This window comes from Streptomyces sp. NBC_00122 (assembly GCF_045160845.1).
Taxonomy (GTDB): Bacteria; Actinomycetota; Actinomycetes; order Streptomycetales; family Streptomycetaceae; genus Streptomyces.
Map to the genome: position 1 here is coordinate 5,857,403 of NZ_CP108191.1, position 24,201 is coordinate 5,881,603.

Consider the following 24,201-nt stretch of genomic DNA (forward strand, 5'->3'; position numbering starts at 1 on the left):
GATCACCCAATGAGCCAGTCACCCCAGCGCACCGCGCTCTCCTCCGACAAGCGCCGCCTGCTCGCCAAGCTGCTCCAGCAGCAGGGCCTCGCCCGCACCGGCGCCGCCGACCTGATCGCCCGCCGCCCCGAAGGGGCCCGGCTGCCGCTGTCCTTCGCCCAGCAGCGCCTCTGGTTCGTCGAGCAGTTCGCCGGTCCGAGTCCGCTCTACAGCATCGCCTGCACCGTCCGGCTGACCGGACGGCTGGACGCCGCCGCGCTCGAAGGGGCCCTGGGCCGGGTGGTGGCCCGGCACGAGGCGCTGCGCACCACCTTCCGCGTCGAGGACGGCCGCCCCGAGCAGGTCGTGCGCGCCGCGGCCGAGGTCGCGCTGCCGCTCACCGACCTGTCCGCCCTGGCCGACGGCGCCCGGCAGGCCGCGCTCGCCGAGCTGACCGAACGGGAGAGCCGCCGCCCGTTCGACCTGGGCGCCGGACCGCTGCTGCGCGGCAGCCTGGTCAGGCTGGCCGACGAGGAGCACCTGCTGCTGCTCGCCATCCACCACATCGTGGCGGACGGCTGGTCACTGGACATCCTGGTGCGCGAACTGGCCCACCACTACCGCCCCGACGCGGCCGAACTCCCCGAACTCCCCGAACTGCCCGTCCAGTACGCCGACTTCGCCCTCTGGCAGCACGAGCGGGTGTCCGGCGAAGTGCTGGATCGCCAACTGGCGCACTGGCGCGAGCGGCTGGCGGGCGCGCCGAGCACCGTGGACCTGCCCACCGACCGGCCGCGCACCGCCCGGCAGAGCTTCGCCGGCGCCAGCTTCCCGTGGCGGCTGGACGGTGACCTGGCCACCCGGCTGACCGCGCTGGCCCGCGAGCACGACGCCACCCTGTACATGGCCCTGCTGGCCGGTTTCACGGCCGTGGCGCACCGCTGGAGCGGGCAGGAGGACCTGGTGGTCGGCTCGCCTGTCGCCAACCGCAACCACCCGCAGACCGAAGGCCTGATCGGCTTCTTCGTCAACATGCTGCCGCTGCGCGCCGACCTCTCCGGCAACCCGACCTTCCGCGAACTGATGGACCGCGTCAGGGAGTCCGCGCTCGCCGCGTACGCCCACCAGGACGTGCCGTTCGAGCGGATCGTCGAGGAGGCCCGCCCGGACCGCGACGCGGGCGGGCGCACCCCCTTCGCCAACCTGCTGCTGGTCCTCCAGAACACCCCGGAGACCCGGATCGAGCTGCCCGGGCTGCGGATGGACGTGGCCGCGGTGGACACCGGCACCGCCAAGTTCGACCTGCACCTCCAGGTCACCGAGACCCCGCAGGGCCTGACCGGCCTGGCCGACTACAGCACCGAGCTGTACGAGGAGCGCACCGTACGCCGGTTCATCGACCAGTGGCTGTGCCTGCTGGCCGCCGCGGTCGCCGACCCGGACACCCGGCTGGACGCGCTGCCGCTGCTGACCGGGGCCGAGCGCCGCGCCGAACTGGTGGCCGGTGCCGCCCGGCATGCCGTCGGAGCGGGGTCGCGCAGCCTGCCGGCGGCCTTCGCCGAACAGGTCCGGCTGCGGCCCGACGCGATCGCGGTCGGTTGCGGTGCGCAGCGCCTGAGCTACGCCGAGCTGGACCGCCGCTCGGACGCGCTGGCCCGGCGGCTGCGCGAGCTGGGGGTGGGCCCGGAGACCAGGGTGGCTATCTGCGTGGAGCCCTCGGTGCGGCTGGTCACCGGGATCCTGGGCATCCTCAAGAGCGGTGGCGCGTACGTCCCGCTCGACCCGCGTCACCCGGCCGAGCGGCTGGCCTTCACCCTCGCCGACTCCGGCGCGGTGGCCCTGGTCGCCGACCCGGAACACGCCGCGCTCGCCGACGGGATCGCGGTCCTGGACGTCGACCAGCAGCCGTCCGCGCAGCCGCTGGCACCGGCCCCGCTGGGCCCGGACCACCTCGCGTACGTGATCTACACCTCCGGCACCACCGGGCGCCCCAAGGGCGCGCTGCTCACCCACGCCAACGTGCTGCGGCTGTTCGACGCGGCCGCCGCGGACGTGTCCTTCGGCCCGGACGACGTCTGGTCGCTCTACCACTCGGCCGCCTTCGACTTCTCGGTCTGGGAGATCTGGGGCGCACTGCTGCACGGCGGCCGGATCGCCGTGGTGCCGCAGGATGCCCGGCGCACCCCCGCCGCCTGCCACGCGCTGGTGCGCGCCGAAGGCGTCACCGTGTTCAGCCAGACGCCCACCGCGTTCCGCCAGTTCGCCGACGCCGACGCCGACGCGGCGCCCGACGAGCCGCAGGCCCGTCCGCTCGCGCTGCGGCACGTGGTGTTCGGCGGTGAGGCCCTGGAGCCGGGCACGCTGCGCGACTGGGCCGCCCGGCACCCCGACGGCCCGCGCCTGGTGAACATGTACGGCATCACCGAGACCACCGTGCACGTCACCGCGCACACGCTCGGCCCCGCCGACCTGACCGCCTCCGGCAGCGTGATCGGCCGCCCGCTCGCCGACCTGGCGGTGCACCTGCTCGACAGGCGCGGCGAACCGGTGCCGCCCGGGGTCCCCGGCGAGGTGTGCGTCGGCGGACCGGGCCTGGCCCGCGGCTACCTGGGCCGCCCCGGCCTGACCGCCGAACGCTTCGTGCCCTCCCCGCTCGGCGACGGCGAGCGGCTGTACCGCAGCGGCGACCTGGCCCGGCGGCTGCCCGACGGCACGCTGGAGTACCTGGGCCGCATCGACCAGCAGGTCAAGGTCCGCGGGCACCGGGTCGAGCTCGGCGAGATCGAGGCGGAGCTGGGCGCCCACCCGGGCGTACGGCATGCGGCCGTGCTGCCCCGAGAGGCCCCCGACGGCGGCACCGGGCTGGTCGCCTACCTGGTCCCCGACCAGGAGACCGGACAGCAGGGGGCGCAGGGCCCGCGCCGCGCGGCCGACGCCGAGCAGGTCGACCGGTGGCGCACCGTCTTCGACACCGCCTACGACCAGTACGAGCAGGTCGGCGGCGCCGATCCCACCTTCAACATCCGGGGCTGGAGCAGCAGTTACACCGGTGAGCCGATCCCCGCCGAGGAGATGCGGCGCTGGGTCGAGGACACCGTCGCCCTGGTCCGCCGCACCGGCCCGCGCCGGGTCCTGGAGATCGGCAGCGGGACCGGCCTGCTCCTCTTCCGGCTGGCCGACGCGTGCGAGCAGTACACCGGCCTCGACCTGTCCGATACCGCCGTCGACCACGTGCGCCGCCACCTCCCGGCGGACTGGGAGCACGTACGCCTGCTGCGCCGGGCCGGACACGAGGTGGACGACCTGGCGGCCGAGGGATTCGACACCGTGATCGTCAACTCGGTGGCGCAGTACCTGCCGAGCGCCGCCTACCTGGTCGAGGTGCTCACCAAGGCCGCCGCCGTGCTCGCCCCGGGCGGGCGCATCGTGGTCGGCGACGTACGCCACCTGGCCCTGCTCGACGCCTTCCAGGTCTCGGTGCTCCAGCCGGGCCTGCCCGCCGGGGCGGGCGACGCGGAACTGGCCCGCCAGGTCCGCCTCGCCGTACGGCAGGAGGACGAACTGCTGCTGGACCCGCGCTTCTTCCAGGCGCTGCGCCAGGAGATCCCGCGGATCGGCCGCGTCGAGGTGCTGCTCAAGCCCGGCCGCGACCCCAACGAGATGACCCGATACCGCTACGACGTGGTGCTCCACCTGGACACCGCACCCGCCCCCGACGCCCCCGTGCGCACCGTGCCGTGGACCGGCGGCGACCCGCGGACCCTGCTGGACGGCTCCCCGCTGGTGGTCACCGGCATCCCCAACGCCCGGGTGCACGCCGACGCCCGCACCGCCGCCCGGCTCGCCGCCACGGCCCCGGGCACGGATCCGGCCGACGGCACCGGCGAGGACCCCGCCGCCCTCGACCCGCAGGAACTGCGCGAGCTCGCCGACGCGCTCGGCCTCGCCGTCGAGCTCAGCTGGGCGGACGGCGACCCGCTCGGCCGCTTCGACGCCGCCTTCCGCCCGGCCGGAACCGACCCGGTGACGGCGCTGCCGCCCGCCGGGGACAGCGCGGGCCTGTCGTGGCCGCACTGGGCCAACGACCCGCACCAAGGCCGCGCCGCCCGCGGCCTCGTGCCCCGGCTCCGCACCCATCTGCGGGAACGGCTGCCGGAGTACATGGTCCCGGAGGCCTTCGTCACGCTGGACGCGCTCCCGCTGACCGCCAACGGCAAGCTCGACCGGGCCGCACTGCCCGCACCGGACTGGTCCACCGGTTCCACCGCCCTCCTCGCCCCGCGCGACGAGACCGAGCGGGCCCTCGCCGAGATCTGGAGCACCGTCCTGGGCGTGGCCCGGATCGGCCTGGCCGACGACTTCTTCGACCTCGGCGGGCACTCGCTGCTCGCCGTCCAGGTGACCGCCGCCGTGCGCGAGGCCCTGGGCCGCGAGCTGACGGTGCGGGCGCTGTTCGAGGCACCGGTCCTGGGCGAGTACGCCGAGACGGTGCGTCGCGCCCCGGCCGCCGAAGCACCGGCCGCGTCGGCCGGGCCGGTGCGCGAGGTCGTACCGGCCGCCGACGCCGGGTTCGACGACCTGTCCGCCGAGGAACTGGCCGCGTTGATGGGCACGGAGCTGTGAGCGCCGCCGCGAGCGAACCGAGCGCCGCCACCCCCACCCCCGACCGCGCCCCCGTGAAGGAGCACCCCGTGGCCACCACCCCCCGTACCGTCGAGGTGCTGCCGACCTCGGCCGCCCAGCGCCGGTTCTGGCTGATCGACCGGCTGGAAGGCCCCAGCGGCGTCTACAACACCGCTGCCGCGCTGCGGCTGCGCGGACCGTTGGCCACCGAGCACCTGCACCGGGCGTTCCAGCAACTGGTCGACCGGCATGAGGCCCTGCGCACCGTGTTCCCGGCCCGCGACGGCGCCCCGGTCCAGCTGGTGTTGCCGCGACGCGCCTTCGAGCTGGGCCTGACCGAGGCCGCCGGGTCCGGCGAGGAGGAAGTCCGCGCACTGGCCGGCCGGCTCGCCGAGCAGCCGTTCGACCTGGCCAAGGGCCCGCTGATGCGGGCCGAACTGATCGTGCTCGGGCCGCGGGAGCACCTGCTCGTCGTGGTCCTGCACCACATCGTGGTGGACCGCTGGTCCTTCGGCCTGCTGATGTCCGAACTCTCCGAGTGCTACGCCGCCCTGGCCGAACAGCGGCCGGTACGGCTGCCCGAGCTTCCGGTGCGCTACGCCGACCACGTGGCGGGCCGGCAGGCCCTGCTGGACGGCGGGCTCGGCGAGCGGCTGCTCGATTACTGGCGCGGCCAACTGGCCGGAGCGCCCGAGGCGTTGGAACTGCCCGGCGACCGTCCCCGGCCGCCGGTGCGCAGCTTCCGCGGGGCGAGCGTGCCGGTGAGGCTGGACGCGGCCGCCTCGCAGGCGGTGCGGGACCTGTGCAGGACCGCGGGGGCGACTCCGTTCATGGTGCTGCTGGCCGCCTTCCAAGCGGTGCTGGCCCGGCACGCGGGCACCGAGGACGTGGTGGTGGCGACCGGGCCCGCCACCCGGGCCCCGGGCGCCGAGCTGCTGGTCGGCTCCCTGGTCAACACGGTGCTGCTGCGCACCTCGCTGGCCGGTGATCCCACCTTCGCCGAGCTCGTCGAACGGGTACGGGGCACCGCACTGGACGCCTTCGACCGCCAGGAGCTGCCCTTCGACCGGCTGGTCGAGGAGCTGGCGCCCAGCCGCGACCTGTCGCGCAACCCGCTGGCCCAGGTCGGCTTCGTGCTCCAGAACGCGCCCGCCACCACACCCGCCCTGACCGGCCTGGCCGTCGAGCCGGTGCCCGTGGCCCGGGACAGCGCGCACCTGGACCTCGACCTGCAACTGGCGGAGGAGGACGGCTGTTTCACCGGGTTCGCGGAGTTCGCCCTCGACCTGTTCGACGCCCCGACGGTGGCCCGGCTGCTCGGCCACTGGACCACCCTGCTGAGCGCCGCCGTCCGCGCACCCGGCACCCGGCTGTCCGCACTGCCGATGCTCACCGCGGCCGAGCTGGAGCGGGAGCTGCACGGTTGGAACGACACCGACGGCGAGTTCCCCGCCGGACAGCGGGTGGACCAGCTGTTCGCCCGCCAGGCGGCCAGGACCCCCGAAGCGGCCGCCGTGATCGACGCGTCCGGCACCCTGGACTACCGGTCCCTGGACGCCTGGGCCGCACGGATCGCCCACCGGCTTCGGCGGGCCGGCGTCGGGCCGGACGTGCCGGTGGCGCTGTGCCTGGAGCGCGGGGCCGGACTCAGCGCCGCCATGCTCGGCACGCTGCGCGCCGGCGGCGCCTTCCTCGGGCTGGACCCGTCCTATCCGGCCGACCGGCTGGCCTTCATGCTCGCCGACGCGGGCCCGGCCGTGGTGCTGGCCGACCGGTCCACCGCGGGTGCGCTCCCGCCCGGCACCGAGCCGCTGCTGCTGGAGGAGATCCCCGCCGACGGACCCGAGTTCGGCCGTACCGACAGCGAGTTCGGCCGTACCGGAGGCGGAGCGACGGGAGCGGGCGAGACCAACCTGGCGTACCTGGTGTACACCTCCGGCTCCACCGGGCGCCCCAAGGGCGTCGCCGTGACCCACCGCGCCATCGTCAACACCTTCGCGGGACTGGCACGTTCGCACGGCTTCGGCCCCGGCGACCGGATGATCGCGCTGCACTCGCCGAGCTTCGACCCGGCCGTGCACGACTGCCTGGCCCCGCTGGTGGCCGGAGCCACCGTCGTCTTCCCCGCGCAGGACACCGTCCGCGACCCGCGGCACTGGGCCGAGCTGGTCGCGCACCACCGGGTGACCGTGTGGTCGATGGGGCCGGCCGGTACCGAGGCGATGCTGGCCGCCGCCGAGGAACACGGCCTGGCCCTGGACAGCCTGCGCACCGCGATGATCGGCGGCGACGTCCTGCCGCCCGCGCTGCCGCCGCGGCTGCGGGCCGTCGCCCCCGGTTGCCGGGTGGTCAACTCGGCCGGTGTGGCCGAGGCCGCCTTCTGCAACAACGAGTACCTGGTCCCCGAGGACGCCGGGCCGGGCCCGGTGCCCTACGGCCGCCCGCTGCTCAACCAGCGCCTGCTGGTGCTGGACGGACTGCTGCGCGCGGTACCGGCCGGGGTCCCCGGCGAACTGTGCGTGGCGGGCGAGGGCCTGGCCCGCGGCTACCTGGGCCGCCCCGGCCTGACCGCCGAGCGCTTCGTACCGCACCCGTACGGCCGGGTGCCGGGGGAGCGCCTCTACCGCACGGGCGACCTGGCCCGCCGCCGGGCCGACGGCGAACTGGAGCTGCTCGGCCGGGCCGACAACCAGGTCAAGATCCGCGGCTTCCGGGTCGAGCCGGGCGAGGTGACCGGCGTCCTGCTCGGCCACCCGGCCGTGGCCGACGCGGTCGTGGTGGCCCGCGAGGCCGCCCCCGGCGACCGGCGCCTGGCCGCCTACTGGGTGCCCGCGGCCCGCCCGGACGGCGCCCCGGTGTCCGACGCCGAGCTGGCCGCCTGGCTGCGCGAGCGGCTCCCCGGCCATATGGTCCCCGCGCTGTGGACCGAGCTGGCGGCCCTGCCGCTCTCGCCCAACGGCAAGGTGGACCGGGCCGCGCTGCCCGAACCGGCCGCGGCGGCCGACACCGCGGACCGCCTCGCCCCCCGCACCGCCGACGAGGCCGCCGTCGCCACGATCTGGCAGCGGCTGCTGGAGCTGCCCGAGGTCGGTGTGCTGGACGACTTCTTCGACCTCGGCGGCCACTCGCTGCTCGCCAACCGGCTGGTCAGCGCGCTGCGCGCGGAGTTCGGCGTGGAAGTGCGGCTGCGCGAGGTGTTCGCCGCGACCACGGTGGCCGCGCAGGCCGGGCTGGTCGGGCGACTGCGCTCGGCCGAGGGTGCGGCGCCCGCCGCCCCGCTGCCGCCGGTCACCCCCGCGGACCGCTCCCGCCCCCTGCCGCTCTCCTTCGCCCAGCAGCGGATGTGGCTCTTCGACCGCTTCGCCCCCGGCAACCCGGCCTACCACGTGCCCACCGCGGTACGGATCGGCGGCGACCTGGACCCGGTGGCGCTGGCCGCCGCACTGCGCGCGCTGATGGCCCGGCACGAGGTGCTGCGCACGGTGGTGCCGGAGACGGACGGCGCCCCGACGCAGCGCGTCCTGCCGGCCGGCGAGGCCCCGCTGACCGTCCGCGAACTCGCCGTCGGCGAGCGGGCCGAGGACCTGGTCGACGCGTTCGTCACCCGTCCCTTCGACCTGGCGGCCGAGGCGCCGCTGCGCGCCCTGCTCCTGCGGATCGCCCCGGCCGAGCACCTGCTGGTACTGGTGATCCACCACATCGCGCTCGACGGCTGGTCGATGGGCGTACTGGTCGAGGACCTGGCCGCGCTCTACGACGGCCACGACCTGCCGCCGCTGCCCGTGCAGTACGCCGACTACGCCCGGTGGCAGGCCGACCGGGCCGCCGAGGGCCGCTGGACCGAGCAGCTGGAGCACTGGCGCGGGCGGCTGGCCGGACCGCTGCCGGTACTGGAACTGCCCACCGACCGGCCCCGCCCGGCCACCCCGAGCCTGGCCGGTGCGGTCCACGAGTTCACCCTGTCCGCGGAGCTGACGCAGCGGCTGCGCTCCCTCGGCACCCGGCACGGCGCCACCCTGTTCATGGTGCTGCTCGCCGGCTACCAGACGCTGCTGGGACGGCTCTCGGGCGCCGAGGACGTGCTCGTCGGCACCCCCGTCGCGGGCCGCGGCCAGCGTGAACTGGACGGCCTGGTGGGCTGCTTCGTCAACAGCCTCGCGCTGCGCGGCGACCTGTCCGGTGACCCCGCCTTCGCCGAGCTGCTGGAGCGCACCCGCGACCGCGCGCTCGCCGACTTCGACTGCCAGGAAGTGCCGTTCGAGCAGGTGCTGGACGCCATCGGGGCCGAGCGCGACCCCGCCCGGCACCCGGTGTTCCAGACCATGCTGACCCTGCAGAGCGCCCGCCCGCCCCGGGCGGGATTCGACGGCCTGGACGTCGAGCCGGTGGACGCGCAGACCGGCTCCTGCCTGATGGACCTGATGTTCACCGCCGCCGAGCAGGACGGATGCCTGGCCTTCACGGTGGAGTACGCGACGGACCTGTTCGACGCGCAGAGCATCGCCCGCCTGGCGCACCGCTTCGGCGTGCTGCTGGAGGCCGCGGCCGACGCGCCGCGCACCGCCCTGTCCCGGCTTCCGCTGCTGGACGCCGAGGAGCGCCGGACCGCGCTCACCGACTGGAACGCCACCGCCCGTCCCCTCCCGTCCGGCGGCCTGCACGACCTGGTGGCGGCGGCAGCGGCCCGCACCCCCGGCGCCCCGGCGCTGGAGCACGAGGGCCGCACGACCAGCTACGCCGAACTGGAGGCCGCCGCCGAGCGGTGCGCCGCCCGGCTGCGCGCGCTGGGCGTCGGCGGGCAGAGCGTGGTCGCGGTGCACGCGGCCCCGACGCCGCAGCTGGTCACCGCCCTGCTCGGGGTGCTGAAGGCGGGCGCGGCGTTCACCACGCTCGACCCGGCGCTGCCCGAACAGCGGCTGCGCCTGCTGCTGGAACTGTCCGGCGCACGGCTGGTGCTCACCGACGGCAGCGAGTCCGGCGGGCTCCTGGACGGGGTCCAGGTGGCCCCGATCGAGGCGGCGGCCGCGCCGGACGGGACCGCCCCGGCGACCGGCGCCGAGACCGCACCGGACGCGCTGGCCTGCGTCTTCTTCACGTCCGGCACCACCGGTTCCCCCAAGGGCTCGATGTTCACCCACCGGGGCCTGGTCAACTTCACCCTCGCGATGGCCGAGGAATTCCGGCTGGCTCCCGGCGACCGCTTCCTGCAACTGGCCTCCACCGGCTTCGACGTACTGCTGGAGGAGCTGTTCCCGGCCCTGGCCACCGGTGCCACCGTCGTGCTGCCCGGTGCCCGGCTGCTGGCCGGCGGCGTCGACCTGACCGGCTACCTGGCCGAGCACCGGATCACCGGCCTGGAACTGACCACCGCCTACTGGCACGACTGGGCCGCCGAACTGGAGCGCACCGGCGCCGCGCTCCCCGCGGACCTGCGGTTCGTGGCGATGGGCGGCGAGCGGGTGCGCCGGGACCGGCTGGCCGCCTGGCAGCGGCTCGGGGTGCCACTGGTGCACGTGTACGGGCTGACCGAGGTGACCTGCACCTCGACCACCCGGCGCGTCACCGGCGAACCGGTGGACGGCGACGGCCTGCCGATCGGCCGCCCGCTGGCCAACACCACCGTCTACCTGCTGGACCCGGCCGGAGCGCCCGTACCGATCGGCTCCCCGGGCGAGCTCCACCTGGGCGGCGCCGGACTGGCCCGCGGCTACCTGGGCCGCCCCGGTATGACCGCCGAGCGCTTCGTCCCGGACCCGTACGGCGAACCCGGCGCCCGGCTCTACCGCACCGGCGACCTGGCGCGCCACCGGGCCGACGGCGAGGTGGAGTTCATCGGCCGCGCCGACCAGCAGGTGAAGATCCGCGGCCACCGGATCGAACCCGGCGAGGTGGAGGCGCAGCTCGCCGGGCGACCCGAGGTCGGCGCCGCCGCGGTCGTGGTCCGCGAGGACGAGCCGGGCGAGAAGCGGCTGGTCGGCTACGTGGTGGCCGCCCCCGGCACCGAGCCGGACGTCTTCGAGCTGCGCGCCGCGCTGCGCGAGCGGCTGCCCGAGTACCTGGTGCCGTCCTCGATCGTGCTGCTGCCCGCGCTGCCGCTGAACGGCAACGGCAAGCTCGACCGCGGCGCGCTGCCCCGGCCCGGCCGGGCCGAGCTGACCGGCGGCGCGGCGGTGGCCCCGCGCACCCCCGCCGAGGCGGAGATCGCGGAGCTGGCCGGGGAACTGCTCGGCCTGCCGGCCGTGGGCGTCCACGACAACCTCTTCGACCTCGGCCTGCACTCGCTGCTGGCCGCCCGGTTCGCCGCCCGGGTGCGCGAGACCTGCCAGGTCGACGTACCCCTGCGGGTGTTCTACGAGGCGCCCACCGTGGCCGAGCTGGCCCTGCGGGTGGTGCAGCTCCAGGCCGAGGCGACCGACCCGGACGACCTGGCGCGGCTGCTCGCCGAACTGGAGGCCGAGGACGGCCTCGCCACCGCCTGAGCCCGGCCCGCACACCCATCCCGAACACGTCCAACCCCGGCCGATCCGGCCACCGGAGGAACCCATGCCCATCGCCCCGGCACTGCTGGAGGACTGGCTCCGCGAGCGGTACTTCACCACCACCTACGACATCAGCAGCAGCGGTGTCGAGAACTACACCGTCGACCAGGTCCTCGCCCTGGCCGGCACCAGCGCCGCCTCGCTCGGCGACGTCATGTTCCGCGACAGCCACTCACTGGGCGGCGAGCCGCTGCGCGCCGCGCTCGCCGAACGGCACGGCACCGACCCCGGCTCGGTGATCGCCACCCAGGGCTCCAGCGAGGCGATCTACCTGGTCATGCACGCCCTGCTGAAGCCCGGCGACGAGGTCGTGGTGCAGGCCCCCGCCTACCACGCGCTCGTCGAGGTGGCCGCCTCGCTGGGCTGCCGGATCGTCCCCTGGGCGATGCGCACCGAGCACGGCGTGGTCACCAACGAGGACGAGCTGCTGGCGCTGATCGGCCCGGACACCGCCATGGTGGTCGTCAACTTCCCGCACAACCCGACCGGCGCCACGGTGACCGAGGACCAGCAGGCCGCCGTCATCGAGACCTGCGCCCGGTACGGCACCTGGCTCGCCTGGGACAGCGCCTTCCAGCACCTGGTGTACGACCGTCCGCCGCTGCCCGACCCGACCGCCCGCTACCCCCGGGCGATCTCCTTCGGCACCCTGTCCAAGGCGTACGGCCTGCCGGGCCTGCGGGTCGGCTGGGCGCTCGCCGCGCCCGAGGTCCTGGCGGGCTGCGTGCGCCGCCGCGACTACACCAGCCTGGCCCTCTCCCCGCTCGTGGAAGCGGTGGCCACGCACGCCGTCCGGCACGCCGACGAACTGCTGCGCCCCCGGCTGGCCCAGGCCGCCGCCAACCGGGCGGTGCTCGCCGACTGGCTGGCCGCGCACCGCGACCGGGTGTCCGCCGACCTGCCGGCCGGCGGGGTCACCGCCTTCCCCGAGCTGACCACGGTGGCGGACGTGACGGCGTTCGCCGACCGGCTCGACCGCGAGCACGGCGTGCTGGTCGTACCCGGCATCTGCTTCGGCGCCCCCCGGCACATCCGGCTCGGCTTCGGCGGCGCCGCCGCAGAGCTGACCGCCGGACTCGACCGGCTCGCCGCGCTGCTGCCCGAACCCCGCTGACCCCCTCCGCAGACCCGACCACCGAGGTGATCCACCCCATGCACACCCTCACACTCGACCCCGCCGACGCCGACGCGATCGCCGCCCTGCTCGACGAACTGGCCGAGCGGCACGACAGCGTCGAGGACCAGACCCTCCAGGACGAACTGACCCTCCAGTCCCACCGGTTGCCGCTCGCGCTGCGCCGCTTCCTGACCGACTTCCGGCTGCACGAACCGGCCGGAGCCTGCGTGGTCTCCGGCTACCGCGTCGACCAGGACCGGATCGGCGCCACCCCGGCGCACTGGCAGCACCGCACCGGGGTCTCCCCGGCCCTGCGCGAGGAGATCTTCCTGCTGCTGTGCGGGGCGCTGCTCGGCGAGCCGGTCGCCTGGGCCACCCAGCAGGACGGCTACCTGGTGCACGACGTCCTGCCGGTCAAGGGCCACGAGGACGAGCAGATCGGCACCGGCAGCAACCAGACCATCTTCTGGCACGTCGAGGACGCCTTCCACCCCTACCGGGGCGACTACGTGGGCCTGCTCTGCCTGCGCAACCCGGACCGGGTGCCGACCACCTTCGTCGGAGTGCAGGACCTGGAGATCTCCGCCGAGGACCGGCGGGTACTGGCCGAGCCGCGCTTCTACATGCTGCCCGACAACTCGCACCTCCAGATGCTCGACGCCGGTCCCGGACGCCCCCTGGAGGGCGGGACCCGGCTGCTGGACGCGGCGTACGAGCGCCTGAAGCAGATGCGCGACGACGCGGCACCGGTACCGGTGCTGTTCGGCTCACCGGCCGATCCGTACCTGTGCCTGGACCCGTACTTCATGGACCTGGACCGGCTGGACCCGCAGGCCCGGGACGCCCTCCAGCGGCTCTCGGACGAGATCGACCGCCGCCTGGGCGGCGCCGCCCTGTCCTCCGGCGAGATCGTCTTCGTCGACAACTACCGCGCGGTGCACGGCCGCAGCTCCTTCGCGGCGCGCTTCGACGGCACCGACCGCTGGCTCAAGCGGGTCAACGTCGCCCGCGACCTGCGCAGGTCCCGAGACGCGCGGGCCACCGCCGCATCCCGCGTCCTGTTCTGACCAGGGCCCGTCGGCCCCGTCCGCCGCCGACAGAACTCCGCCTTCCACCCACGGCCTCAGGGCCTGTCTTTCGGATCATGCCGGGCACGGCACCGGACGCCGCGGGCTGATCCGGCCTGATCCGAAAGACAGGCCTTAGGGCCCGCCTGACCTTCTCCGAGGAGAGCACCGTGAGCACCACCCAGACCGCCGCCGCCACCGCCGACACCGCCCGCCGCATCGCCGAGCTGCCGCCCGAGCAGCGGGCCCGGCTGGAGGCCCGGCTGCGCGAGCGGCTGGCCCGGCGCCCGGCCGCGCCCGCCGGCGTGCCGCGCCGCCCCGAGGGGGCACCGGTGCCGCTGTCCTTCACCCAGGAGCAGATCTGGCTGGCCCAGCAGATCGCCCCGGAGTCGGCCGCGTACAACGTGCCGATGGCGGTGACCTGCTCCGGCCCGCTCGACGCCGAGCGGCTGGCCCGGGCGTTCCGCACGGTGATCACCCGGCACGAGGTGCTGCGCACCACCTTCGCAGCCGGACCCGACGGCATGCCCGTTCAACTGGTGCACGAGGAGGCCGGGTTCGAGCTGCCGGTGACCGACCTTAGGGCCGTGGCGGCGGACGAGGCCGAGGCGCGGGTGCGCGCCCGGCTGGCCGAGGAGGCGCACACCCCGTTCGACCTGGCGGCCGGGCCGCTGCTGCGGGCCGCGCTGCTGCGCACCGGGGAGCAGGAACACGTCCTGTTGCTGACGATCCATCACATAGCTTCGGACGCCTGGTCGGTGAATGTGCTGCTCGCCGAGGCCGCGACGGCCTACCGGCTGGCGGACGGGCCCGCCGACGCGGCACTGCCGCCGCTGCCGGTGCAGTACGGAGACTTCGCGGCCTGGCAGCGCGGCCGCCTGGGCGGCGCCGCGCACCAGGAGAGCCTCGGCTACTGGCAGCAGCGGCTGTCCGGCCTGACCGACACCCCGCCGCCCGCCACCGCCACCGGCCGGCCGGAGGGCGGCGCGGCCGCCGGAACGCACAGCCTGGAGCTGCCCGCCGAGGTCGCGGCCGGCCTGCGCGCCCTGGCCGTACGCCACCGGACCACCCTCTTCACGGTGTCCCTCGCGGCGCTCCAGGTGCTGCTGCACCGGTACGGCGGCGGCCCCGACCCGGTCATCGCCACCCCGGTCGGCGGACGCGGGCGCAGCGAGCTGGAAGGCCTGATCGGCTGCTTCGTCAACACCCTGCTGCTGCGCGGCGACCTGTCGGGCGAGCCGACCTTCGCCGAGCTGCTGGACCGGGCCACCGAAGCGACCCGACGCGACTTCCAGCACCAGGAGGTGCCCTTCGAGCAGCTGGCCGCACAGCTGCGGTCCAGCTCGCCGGACGGACTGGCACGCACCATGCTGGTGCTCGACCAGGCCGCCCCGGAAACCGCCCAGGACGGGGCCGACTCCGGCGGACCCGTACTGCGCCCGCTGGACGCGGCCGGCCCGGCCGACGCCAAGCGGGACCTGACGTTCACCGTCTCGGAGAGCGGCGACACCCTGACGCTGACCCTCGTCCACCGCACCGACCGCTACGAGGAGCGCTCCGCCGAGCGCCTGCTCGCCCACTACGCCACCCTGCTGCGCGAGGTCTGCGCCGACCCGCACCGCCCGGTCGGCCGGCTGCCGCTGCTGACCGCCGAAGAGCGCACACTGCTGCTCGACACCTGGAACGCCACCGCCCTCGACGTGCCCGCCGGGACCTTCCACGGCCGCTTCGCCGAACAGGCCGCCCGCACCCCACACGCCGTCGCGGTGGTCGGCGCCGACGGCACCCACCACTACGCCGAACTGGACCGGCTGGCCAACCGGCTGGCCCACCACCTGCGCGCGCTCGGCGTCGGCAGCGAGACGCCCGTGGGCATCTGCCTGGAGCGCGGGTCCTGGACCGTGGTCGCGCTGCTCGCCGTACTCAAGGCCGGCGGCTGCTACGTGCCCGTGGACCCGGCCCAGCCGCAGGAGCGGATGGCGATGATGCTCGCCGACACCGCCGCCCCCGTGGTGATCACCCGCGCCGCCCTCGCCGGCCGGCTGCCGTCCGGGGTGCGGTCGGTCGCGGTGGAGGACCTGGCTCTCGACGCGCAGCCCGACACCGCCCCGGAGGTGGCCGTGGACCCGGGCCAGGCGGCCTACGTGCTGTTCACCTCCGGCTCCACCGGCCGGCCCAAGGGCGTGGTGGTCGAGCACCGGCAGATGCTCAACTACCACACCGCCGTGGTGTCCGCGCTGGGCCTGGAAGCGGCCGGGTACGCGATGGTGCAGCCGTTCACCTTCGACTCCTGCGTCACCGTCCTCTCCTCCGCGCTCCTGGGCGGCGGCACGCTGCACATGGTGGACGCCGACACCGCCTCGGACGGGCGACTGCTGGCCGCGTACTTCGCCGAGCACGCGATCGACTACCTGAAGATCAGCCCCTCGCACCTGGCGGCGCTGGAGGGGCCGGGCGCCGAGAACCGGGTGCTGCCCCGCCGGGGCCTGATCCTGGGCGGCGAGGGCTCGACCAGCAGCTTCGTGCGCGAACTTCTGGGCCGGGCCGAGTGCGAGGTCCTCAACCACTACGGGCCGACCGAGACCACGGTCGGCGTGACCACGCACCGCCCGCGGGCACAGGAGCTCGCCCGTACCTCGACCGTGCCGATCGGCCGCCCGCTGGGCAACGTCCGGGCCTACGTGCTGGACGGCCGGGGCGAGCCGGTCCCGGTCGGGGTGCCGGGCGAGCTGTTCATCGGCGGCGCCCAGGTCACCCGGGGTTACCTGGGCCGCCCGGGCCTGACCGCCGAGCGTTTCGTGCCCGACCCGACCGGTGCGCCGGGCGCCCGGATGTACCGCACCGGCGACCTGACCCGTCGGCTGCCGGACGGCGCGGTCGAGTTCCTCGGGCGGCTGGACGACCAGGTGAAGATCCGCGGCTTCCGGATCGAACTGGGCGAGGTGGAAGCGGCCTTGGCCGCCCTGGAGCCGGTGGCGGCGGCGGCCGCGGTGGTCCGCGAGGACCGGCCGGGGGACCGGCAGCTCGTCGGCTACCTCGTCCCGCTGCCCGGCGCCGAGATCGAACCCTCCGACCTGCGCGGCGAGTTGGCCAAGACGCTGCCCGGTTACATGGTGCCGTCCGCGCTGGTGGTGCTCGACGCGCTGCCGCTCACCGCGCACAACAAGCTGGACCGTCGCGCCCTGCCGGCTCCGCCGCGCCAGGAGGCCGGGACCGGGCGGGCCGCGCGCGACGAGCGGGAAGCCGCCCTGTGCCGGATCTTCGCCGAGGTGCTGGGCGCCGAGCGGGAGCCGGGCATCGACGAGAGCTTCTTCGACCTCGGCGGCCATTCCCTGCTGGCGATGCGGCTGGTTGCGGCGGTGCGGGCCGAGCTGGACGCGGAGGTGGGTGTCCGTGACCTGTTCGAGGCGCCGACGGTCGCGGCGCTGGCCGAGCGGCTGGGCCGGGCCCTGCCCGCCACCGCAGTGCCGCCGCTGGTCAGGGCGGAGCGCCCGGACGTGCTGCCGCTCTCCTTCGCCCAGCGTCGGCTCCGGTTCCTCAACGGGATGGAGGGCGAGGCCAGCGCGTACACGATGCCGGTGGTGCTGCGGCTGGCGGAGTCGGTGGACGCCGTCGCGCTCCGGGCCGCCCTGGACGACGTGGTGGGACGGCACGAGACCCTGCGCACGGTGTTCCCCGAGACCGACGGCCGGCCGTGCCAGCTCGTCCTGCCCGCGGCTCCGGCGCTGGTGCCCCTCGACCTGGTGGAGACCGACGAGACCGGTGCCCGGGCGCGGATCGCGGAGCTCTCGGCCAGGCCTTTCGACCTCGCCGGTGAACTCCCGCTGCGCGCAGCGCTCTTCACCCTCGCGCCGGACGACCACCTGCTGGTCTTGGTACTGCACCACATCGCAGGTGACGGCTGGTCCATGCGACCGCTGACCCACGACCTGACCACCGCCTACCACGCCCGCACCCACGGGGACGCCCCTGACTGGTCGCCGTTGCCGGTGCAGTACGCGGACTACGCGCTCTGGCAGCACCGCCACCTGGGTGACCCCGACACTCCCGGTACGCCCCTGCACGAGCAGCTCGCCCACTGGACGGCCCAGCTGGCCGGCCTGCCGGAGGAGATCGCCCTTCCGGCCGACCACACGCGGCCCGCGCATCCCACGCACCGGGCCCGTACGCACACCACGCACACCGATTCCACGGTTCACCGGCACCTCACGGCTCATGCCCGTGCCCACCAGGCCACGCTCTTCCACGCGGTGCACGCGGCGCTGGCCGTGCTGCTGACCCGTAACGGCGCCGGCACGGATGTGCCCATCGGTACTCCCACCGCTGGCCGTACCCACCGTGACCTGGACCAGCTGATCGGTTTCTTCGTCAACACCCTGGTCCTGCGGACGGACACCGCCGGCAACCCGACCCACACCGAGCTGCTCCGTCGTACCCGTGACGTCGGTCTCGCGGCCCTCTCGCACCAGGACCTCCCCTTCGAGCGTCTCGTCGAAGCCCTCAACCCCAGCCGCACGCCCCACCGCCACCCGCTCTTCCAGACCATCCTCACGTTCAACAACACGACCGCCGCGAGCACCGAACACATCAGTCAGGACGTCGAGTTCGAGAGCGCGGCGAAGTTCGACCTGTCGTTCACCGTGACCGAGCACCACACCGCCGACGGCGTTCCCGGCGGGCTGACGGTGACCGTCGAGTACGCCGCCGATCTGTTCGAGCCCGTCACCATCGCGCGGCTGGCCGACCAGTTCCAGCGGATCCTGACCACCGCCGCCGAACACCCCGACACCCCCCTCCACGACATCGACCTGCTGGGCGGGACCGGCCGGACCGAACTGGCCGGGCTGTCCACAGGAGCCGTCCACCCGCTGCCCGCCGCCGCCCTGCCGGAGCTGTTCGCCGCTCAGGTCGCCCGCACCCCCGACGCCACCGCCGTCGTCTGCGACACCAGCACCCTCAGCTACGCCCAGCTCGACGCCGTCACCGACCGTCTCGCCCGCCACCTGGTAGCCCTCGGGGCGGGTGCGGAACGCCGGGTCGCGATGCTCCAGCAGCGCTCGGCGGAGCTGGTGGTCAGCACGCTGGCCGTGGTGCGGGCGGGCAGCGCGTACGTACCGCTGTCCGAGAGCTGGCCCGACGAGCGGATGGCCCTGGTGATGGCCGACACCGGCGCCGAACTGCTGCTGGTGGACGCCGCCACTCGCGACCTCCCGTTCGTCCGGGCCCGGGCTGCGGCCGGTGTGCGGGTGGTGGACGTCTCGGCACCGCTGCCGGACGCCCCCGCCCGGCCCGTCCCGGCCGTCCAGCCGGACCGGCTCGCCTACGTGATGTACACCTCCGGCTCCACCGGCACCCCCAAGGGCGTCGCCGTCACCCACGCGGACGTGGCCGCGCTGGCAGCCGACCGCTGGTGGCAGCGGGACGGCCACCACGAGCGGGTGCTGTTCCACTCCCCGCAGGCCTTCGACGCGGCCACCTACGAGCTGTGGGTGCCGCTGCTGAGCGGCGGTCAGGTCGTGGTCGCACCCGCCGGTGATCTGGACGCCGAGCGGATCGGGCGGCTGATCGCCGAGCACCGGGTCACCGCGCTCTGGCTGACCGCCGGTCTGTTCCGGCTGCTCGCCGAGGACGCGCCGCAGAGCCTGGCCGGCGTGCGCGAGGTGATGACCGGGGGAGACGTGGTCCCGGCGGCCGCGGTGCGTCGCGTGCTCGCCGTGCACCCGGGGCTGCGGGTGGTCGACGGCTACGGCCCGACCGAGACCACCGTCTTCGCCACCCGGCACTCGATCACCGCGGGGGACGCGCTCGGCAGCACCGTGCCGATCGGCCGACCGCTGGACAACATGCGCGTCGAGGTGCTGGACGCGGCGCTGCGACAGGTGCCGCCCGGCGTGCCGGGCGAGCTGTTCATCGCCGGTGCCGGACTGGCCCGCGGCTATCTCGGCCGTCCGGCCCTGACCGCCGAGCGTTTCGTGCCGGATCCGTTCGGTGAGCCGGGTGGGCGGATGTACCGCACGGGTGACCTGGGCCGCTGGCAGTACGACGAGCGGGGTGAGGGGCGGCTGGAGTTCCTGGGCCGTACCGACGACCAGATCAAGCTGCGTGGTTTCCGTATCGAACCCGCCGAGATCGAGGCGCACTTCACCAGCCGTCCCGACATCGCGCAGGCCGCCGTCCTGCTGCGCGAGGACAACCCCGGCGACCAGCGCCTGGTCGCCTACCTCGTCCCCGCCACCGACAGCGACACCGACGCCGTCACCGTCCCGGATCCGGCCGAACTGCGCGCGTACGCCGCCGCCCACCTGCCCGCCTACCTCGTCCCCTCCGCCCTGGTCCTCCTCGACACCCTCCCGCTCACCCCCAACGGCAAACTCGACCGCCGCGCCCTCCCCGCCCCCAGCACGGCCACCACCCCCACCCGGGCCCCCCGCACCCCCCAGGAAGAAGTCCTCTGCGGCCTCTTCGCCACCACCCTCGCCGTCGACCACATCGGCATCGACGACAACTTCTTCGACCTCGGCGGCCATTCCCTGCTGGCGATGCGGCTGGTTGCGGCGGTGCGGGCCGAGCTGGACGCGGAGGTGGGTGTCCGTGACCTGTTCGAGGCGCCGACGGTCGCGGCGCTGGCCGAGCGGCTGGGCCGGGCCCTGCCCGCCACCGCAGTGCCGCCGCTGGTGCGCACCGAGCCCCGCCCGGCGCGCATCCCGCTCTCGTACGCACAGGCCCGGCTGTGGTTCCTCAACCGGATGGAGGAGACCGAGCGGGCCTCGTACAACATCCCGGTGGTGTTGCCGCTGACCCAGTCGGTGGACGCCGTCGCGCTCCGGGCCGCCCTGGACGACGTGGTGGGACGGCACGAGACCCTGCGCACGGTGTTCCCCGAGACCGACGGCCGGCCGTGCCAGCTCGTCCTGCCCGCGGCTCCGGCGCTGGTGCCCCTCGACCTGGTGGAGACCGACGAGACCGGTGCCCGGGCGCGGATCGCGGAGCTCTCGGCCAGGCCTTTCGACCTCGCCGGTGAACTCCCGCTGCGCGCAGCGCTCTTCACCCTCGCGCCGGACGACCACCTGCTGGTCCTGGTACTGCACCACATCGCAGGTGACGGCCTCTCGATGCGTCCGCTGACCGAGGACCTCACCGCTGCCTACCAGGCCCGGAGTCACGCTCGAACCCCTGACTGGTCGCCGTTGCCGGTGCAGTACGCGGACTACGCGCTGTGGCAGCACCGCCACCTGGGCGACCCCGACACTCCCGGTACGCCCCTGCACGAGCAGCTCGCCCACTGGACGGCCCAGCTGGCCGGCTTGCCGGAGGAGATCGCCCTTCCGGCCGACCACACGCGGCCCGCGCATCCCACGCACCGGGCCCGTACGCACACCACGCACACCGATTCCGCGGTTCACCGGCACCTCACGGCTCATGCCCGTGCCCACCAGGCCACGCTCTTCCACGCGGTGCACGCGGCGCTGGCCGTGCTGCTGACCCGTAACGGCGCCGGCACGGATGTGCCCATCGGTACTCCCACCGCTGGCCGTACCCACCGTGACCTGGACCAGCTGATCGGTTTCTTCGTCAACACCCTGGTCCTGCGGACGGACACCGCCGGCAACCCGACCCACACCGAGCTGCTCCGTCGTACCCGTGACGTCGGTCTCGCGGCCCTCTCGCACCAGGACCTCCCCTTCGAGCGTCTCGTCGAAGCCCTCAACCCCAGCCGCACGCCCCACCGCCACCCGCTCTTCCAGACCATCCTCACGTTCAACAGCACCACCGCGGCCGGCGCCGAAGCCGCCGCCACCGACATCGAGTCGGAGAGCGCCGCGAAGTTCGACCTGTCGTTCACCGTGACCGAGCACCACACCGCCGACGGCGTTCCCGGCGGGCTGACGGTGACCGTCGAGTACGCCGCCGATCTGTTCGAGCCCGTCACCATCGCGCGGCTGGCCGACCAGTTCCAGCGGATCCTGACCACCGCCGCCGAACACCCCGACACCCCCCTCCACGACATCGACCTGCTCGCCGAGCACGAGCGCAAGGCCTTGTTCACCGACTGGAACGGCCCGTCGCGCGCACTCCCCGGCCGGACCCTGCCCGAACTGTTCGCCGCTCAGGTCGCCCGTACACCCGACGCCACCGCCGTCGTCTGCGACACCGGCAGCCTCAGCTACACCCAGCTCGACACCGCCGCCAACCGCCTGGCCCGCCACCTGGTGGCGCAGGGTGCGGGCCCCGAACACTTCGTCGCGCTGGCCGTGCCGCGCTCGGTGGAGACCCTGGTGGCCGTGCTGGCGGTACTCAAGTCCGGCGCGGCGTACCTGCCCGTCGACCTCACCCACCCGGGCGAGCGGATCGCCTACACCCTGGCCGACGCCCGGCCCCTGTGCGTGCTCACCACCGTCGAGGCTGCCGCTCAACTGCCCGTCACCGAGCACCCGCACCTGCTGCTCGACGCGCCGGACACGGCCGCGGCGCTGGCCGCCCTGCCCGCTCACGACCTCACCGACGACGACCGGTCGGCGCCGCTGTCGCTGCGCAACCCGGCCTACGTGATCTACACCTCAGGCTCCACGGGACGCCCCAAGGGCGTCGTGGTCGAGCACCACTCGCTGGACGCCTACCTGGCCTGGGCCCGCGAGGCCTACGGCAGCGTGGCCGGCCGGGCGCTGGTGCACTCGCCGGTCTCCTTCGACCTCACCGTGACCGGCCTGTTCGCCCCGCTGACCAGTGGCGGCACCGTGCAGCTCATCGAGCTGGACGACCAGGCGCCCACGGCGGGAGAGTTCGACCGTCCGAGCTTCGTCAAGGCCACCCCGAGTCACCTGGCCCTGCTGACCGCGCTGCCCGAGCGCTTCTCGCCCAGCGAGCAGCTCGTGCTCGGCGGCGAGTCCCTGATGGGCGAGGTGCTGGACGAGTGGCGGCGGCGGCACCCGGGCGCAACCGTGATCAACGAGTACGGCCCGACCGAGACCACGGTCGGCTGCACCGAGTTCCGGATCGGGCCCGGCGACACCGCGCCCTCCGGTGTGATCACCATCGGACGGCCGATCTGGAACACCCGGATGTACGTGCTGGACGAGGCCCTGCGGGCGCTCCCGGTCGGGGTCGGCGGCGAACTCTTCATCGCCGGTGACCTGGTGACCCGCGGCTATCTCGGCCGTCCGGCCCTGACCGCCGAGCGTTTCGTGCCGGATCCGTTCGGTGAGCCGGGTGGGCGGATGTACCGCACGGGTGACCTGGGCCGCTGGCAGTACGACGAGCGGGGTGAGGGGCGGCTGGAGTTCCTGGGCCGTACCGACGACCAGATCAAGCTGCGTGGTTTCCGTATCGAACCCGCCGAGATCGAGGCGCACTTCACCAGCCGTCCCGACATCGCGCAGGCCGCCGTCCTGCTGCGCGAGGACAACCCCGGCGACCAGCGCCTGGTCGCCTACCTCGTCCCCGCCACCGCCACCGCCACCGCCACCGCCACCGCCACCGACAGCGACAGCGACAGCGACAGCGACGCCGTCACCGTCCCGGATCCGGCCGAACTGCGCGCGTACGCCGCCGCCCACCTGCCCGCCTACCTCGTCCCCTCCGCCCTGGTCCTCCTCGACACCCTCCCGCTCACCCCCAACGGCAAACTCGACCGCCGCGCCCTCCCCGCCCCCAGCACGGCCACCACCCCCACCCGGGCCCCCCGCACCCCCCAGGAAGAAGTCCTCTGCGGCCTCTTCGCCACCACCCTCGCCGTCGACCACATCGGCATCGACGACAACTTCTTCGACCTCGGCGGCCACTCCCTGCTCGCCGCCCGGCTGACCGCCCGGGTCCGTGAGGAACTGGGCATCCAGATCGGCCTGCGGGCCCTGTTCGAGACCCCGACCGTGGCCCTGCTGGCCGAACGGATCAACGCCTGGGGCGGCACCGAAGCCTCCGACGGTCTCGGTCAGTTGCTGCCGCTGCGTACCGGAGGCACCCGTCCGCCGCTGTTCGCCGTGCACCCGGGAGGCGGCCTCGGCTGGTGCTACTCCGGGCTGGCCCGCCACCTGGACCGAGACCGGCCGCTGTTCGCACTGCAGGCCCGCGGGCTCGACGGCGAGGGCGAACTGCCGGGCTCCGTACCCGAGATGGCGGCCGACTACCTGCGGCTGATCCGCGAGGTGCAGCCCGTAGGGCCGTACCACCTGCTCGGCTGGTCCTTCGGCGGCACGGTGGCCCACGAGCTGGCCCGCCAGCTCCAGGAGGCGGGCGAGGAGGTGGCGCTGCTGGCGATGCTCGACTCGCACCCGACCGGACGCTTCCGGCACGCCGGGCAGCCCAGCGAGGCGGAGATCCTCTCGCTGGCCCTGGACGGACTCGACCTCGACGAGCTGGGCGCGCTCGCCGCTGATCCGGCGGACGGCGTCGACGGCGAGGACGGCGAGGACGGCGCTGACGTCCTGGGTGACGGACTTCCCACCGCCGACGCCGTGCTGGAGCTGCTGCGGGAGCGCGGCAGCGTTCTGGGCGGGCTGGACCCGGCGGCACTGGGCCGGCTGGTGAAGGTGACCGCCAACAACCTCGTGCTGGCCCGGGGCGAGCAGCCGGGCCGCTACCGGGGCCCCGTGCTCTTCTTCGAGGCCCTGCCGGGCCGGGGCGCCGACGGCACCCCGCTGGCCGAGCTGTGGGCCGAGCACATGGACGGCCCGGTGGAGAACCACCCGCTGGACATCCCGCACAGCCGCTTCACCACCCCGCAGGCCCTGGCGCAGATCGGCCCGGTCCTCGCCGCCCACCTGCGCTGACCGGGTTCACGGGGGGTGGTGCGCCCGACCTGGCGCCGGACGCACCACCCCGCCCCGCCCCCGCCCCTGTGTCTCCCCGTCCCGTGCCTCCCCGTCCCGCCGCAGCCTCC

General features: G+C 74.7%; 5 protein-coding genes. All 5 read left to right on the forward strand.

Annotated elements, in window-relative coordinates:
* Positions 1–9: 9 nt before the first annotated feature.
* The 5 genes from OG737_RS27015 (at position 10) to OG737_RS27035 (ending at position 24,091) form a co-directional block, all read left to right on the forward strand.
* Positions 10–4,602, forward strand: coding sequence for a non-ribosomal peptide synthetase (locus tag OG737_RS27015; RefSeq protein ID WP_328928812.1), 4,593 nt, complete (start codon positions 10–12; stop codon positions 4,600–4,602).
* A complete protein-coding gene (locus tag OG737_RS27020) occupies positions 4,599–11,081 on the forward strand; it encodes an amino acid adenylation domain-containing protein (protein ID WP_405922086.1) in 6,483 nt (2,160 codons plus the stop codon). Before OG737_RS27015 ends, OG737_RS27020 begins: the two co-directional genes overlap by 4 nt.
* A gap of 64 nt (positions 11,082–11,145) precedes the next feature.
* A complete protein-coding gene (gene vioD, locus OG737_RS27025) occupies positions 11,146–12,255 on the forward strand; it encodes a capreomycidine synthase (protein WP_328928814.1) in 1,110 nt (369 codons plus the stop codon).
* Between the two features lie 38 nt (positions 12,256–12,293).
* Positions 12,294–13,325, forward strand: coding sequence for a guanitoxin biosynthesis L-enduracididine beta-hydroxylase GntD (gene gntD / locus OG737_RS27030; protein ID WP_405922087.1), 1,032 nt, complete (start codon positions 12,294–12,296; stop codon positions 13,323–13,325).
* Between the two features lie 170 nt (positions 13,326–13,495).
* Positions 13,496–24,091 carry an amino acid adenylation domain-containing protein gene (locus OG737_RS27035; RefSeq protein ID WP_405677477.1) on the forward strand — a complete coding sequence of 3,532 codons (10,596 nt, stop codon included), beginning with the start codon at positions 13,496–13,498 and terminating at the stop codon, positions 24,089–24,091.
* Positions 24,092–24,201: the final 110 nt, after the last annotated feature.

Excerpts from the sequence above, each read along its gene's own strand:
- OG737_RS27015 (WP_328928812.1), top strand. The coding sequence starts at position 10 with ATGAGCCAGTCACCCCAGCGCACCGCGCTCTCCTCCGACAAGCGCCGC.
- vioD (WP_328928814.1), top strand. The coding sequence starts at position 11,146 with ATGCCCATCGCCCCGGCACTGCTGGAGGACTGGCTCCGCGAGCGGTAC.
- gntD (WP_405922087.1), top strand. The coding sequence starts at position 12,294 with ATGCACACCCTCACACTCGACCCCGCCGACGCCGACGCGATCGCCGCC.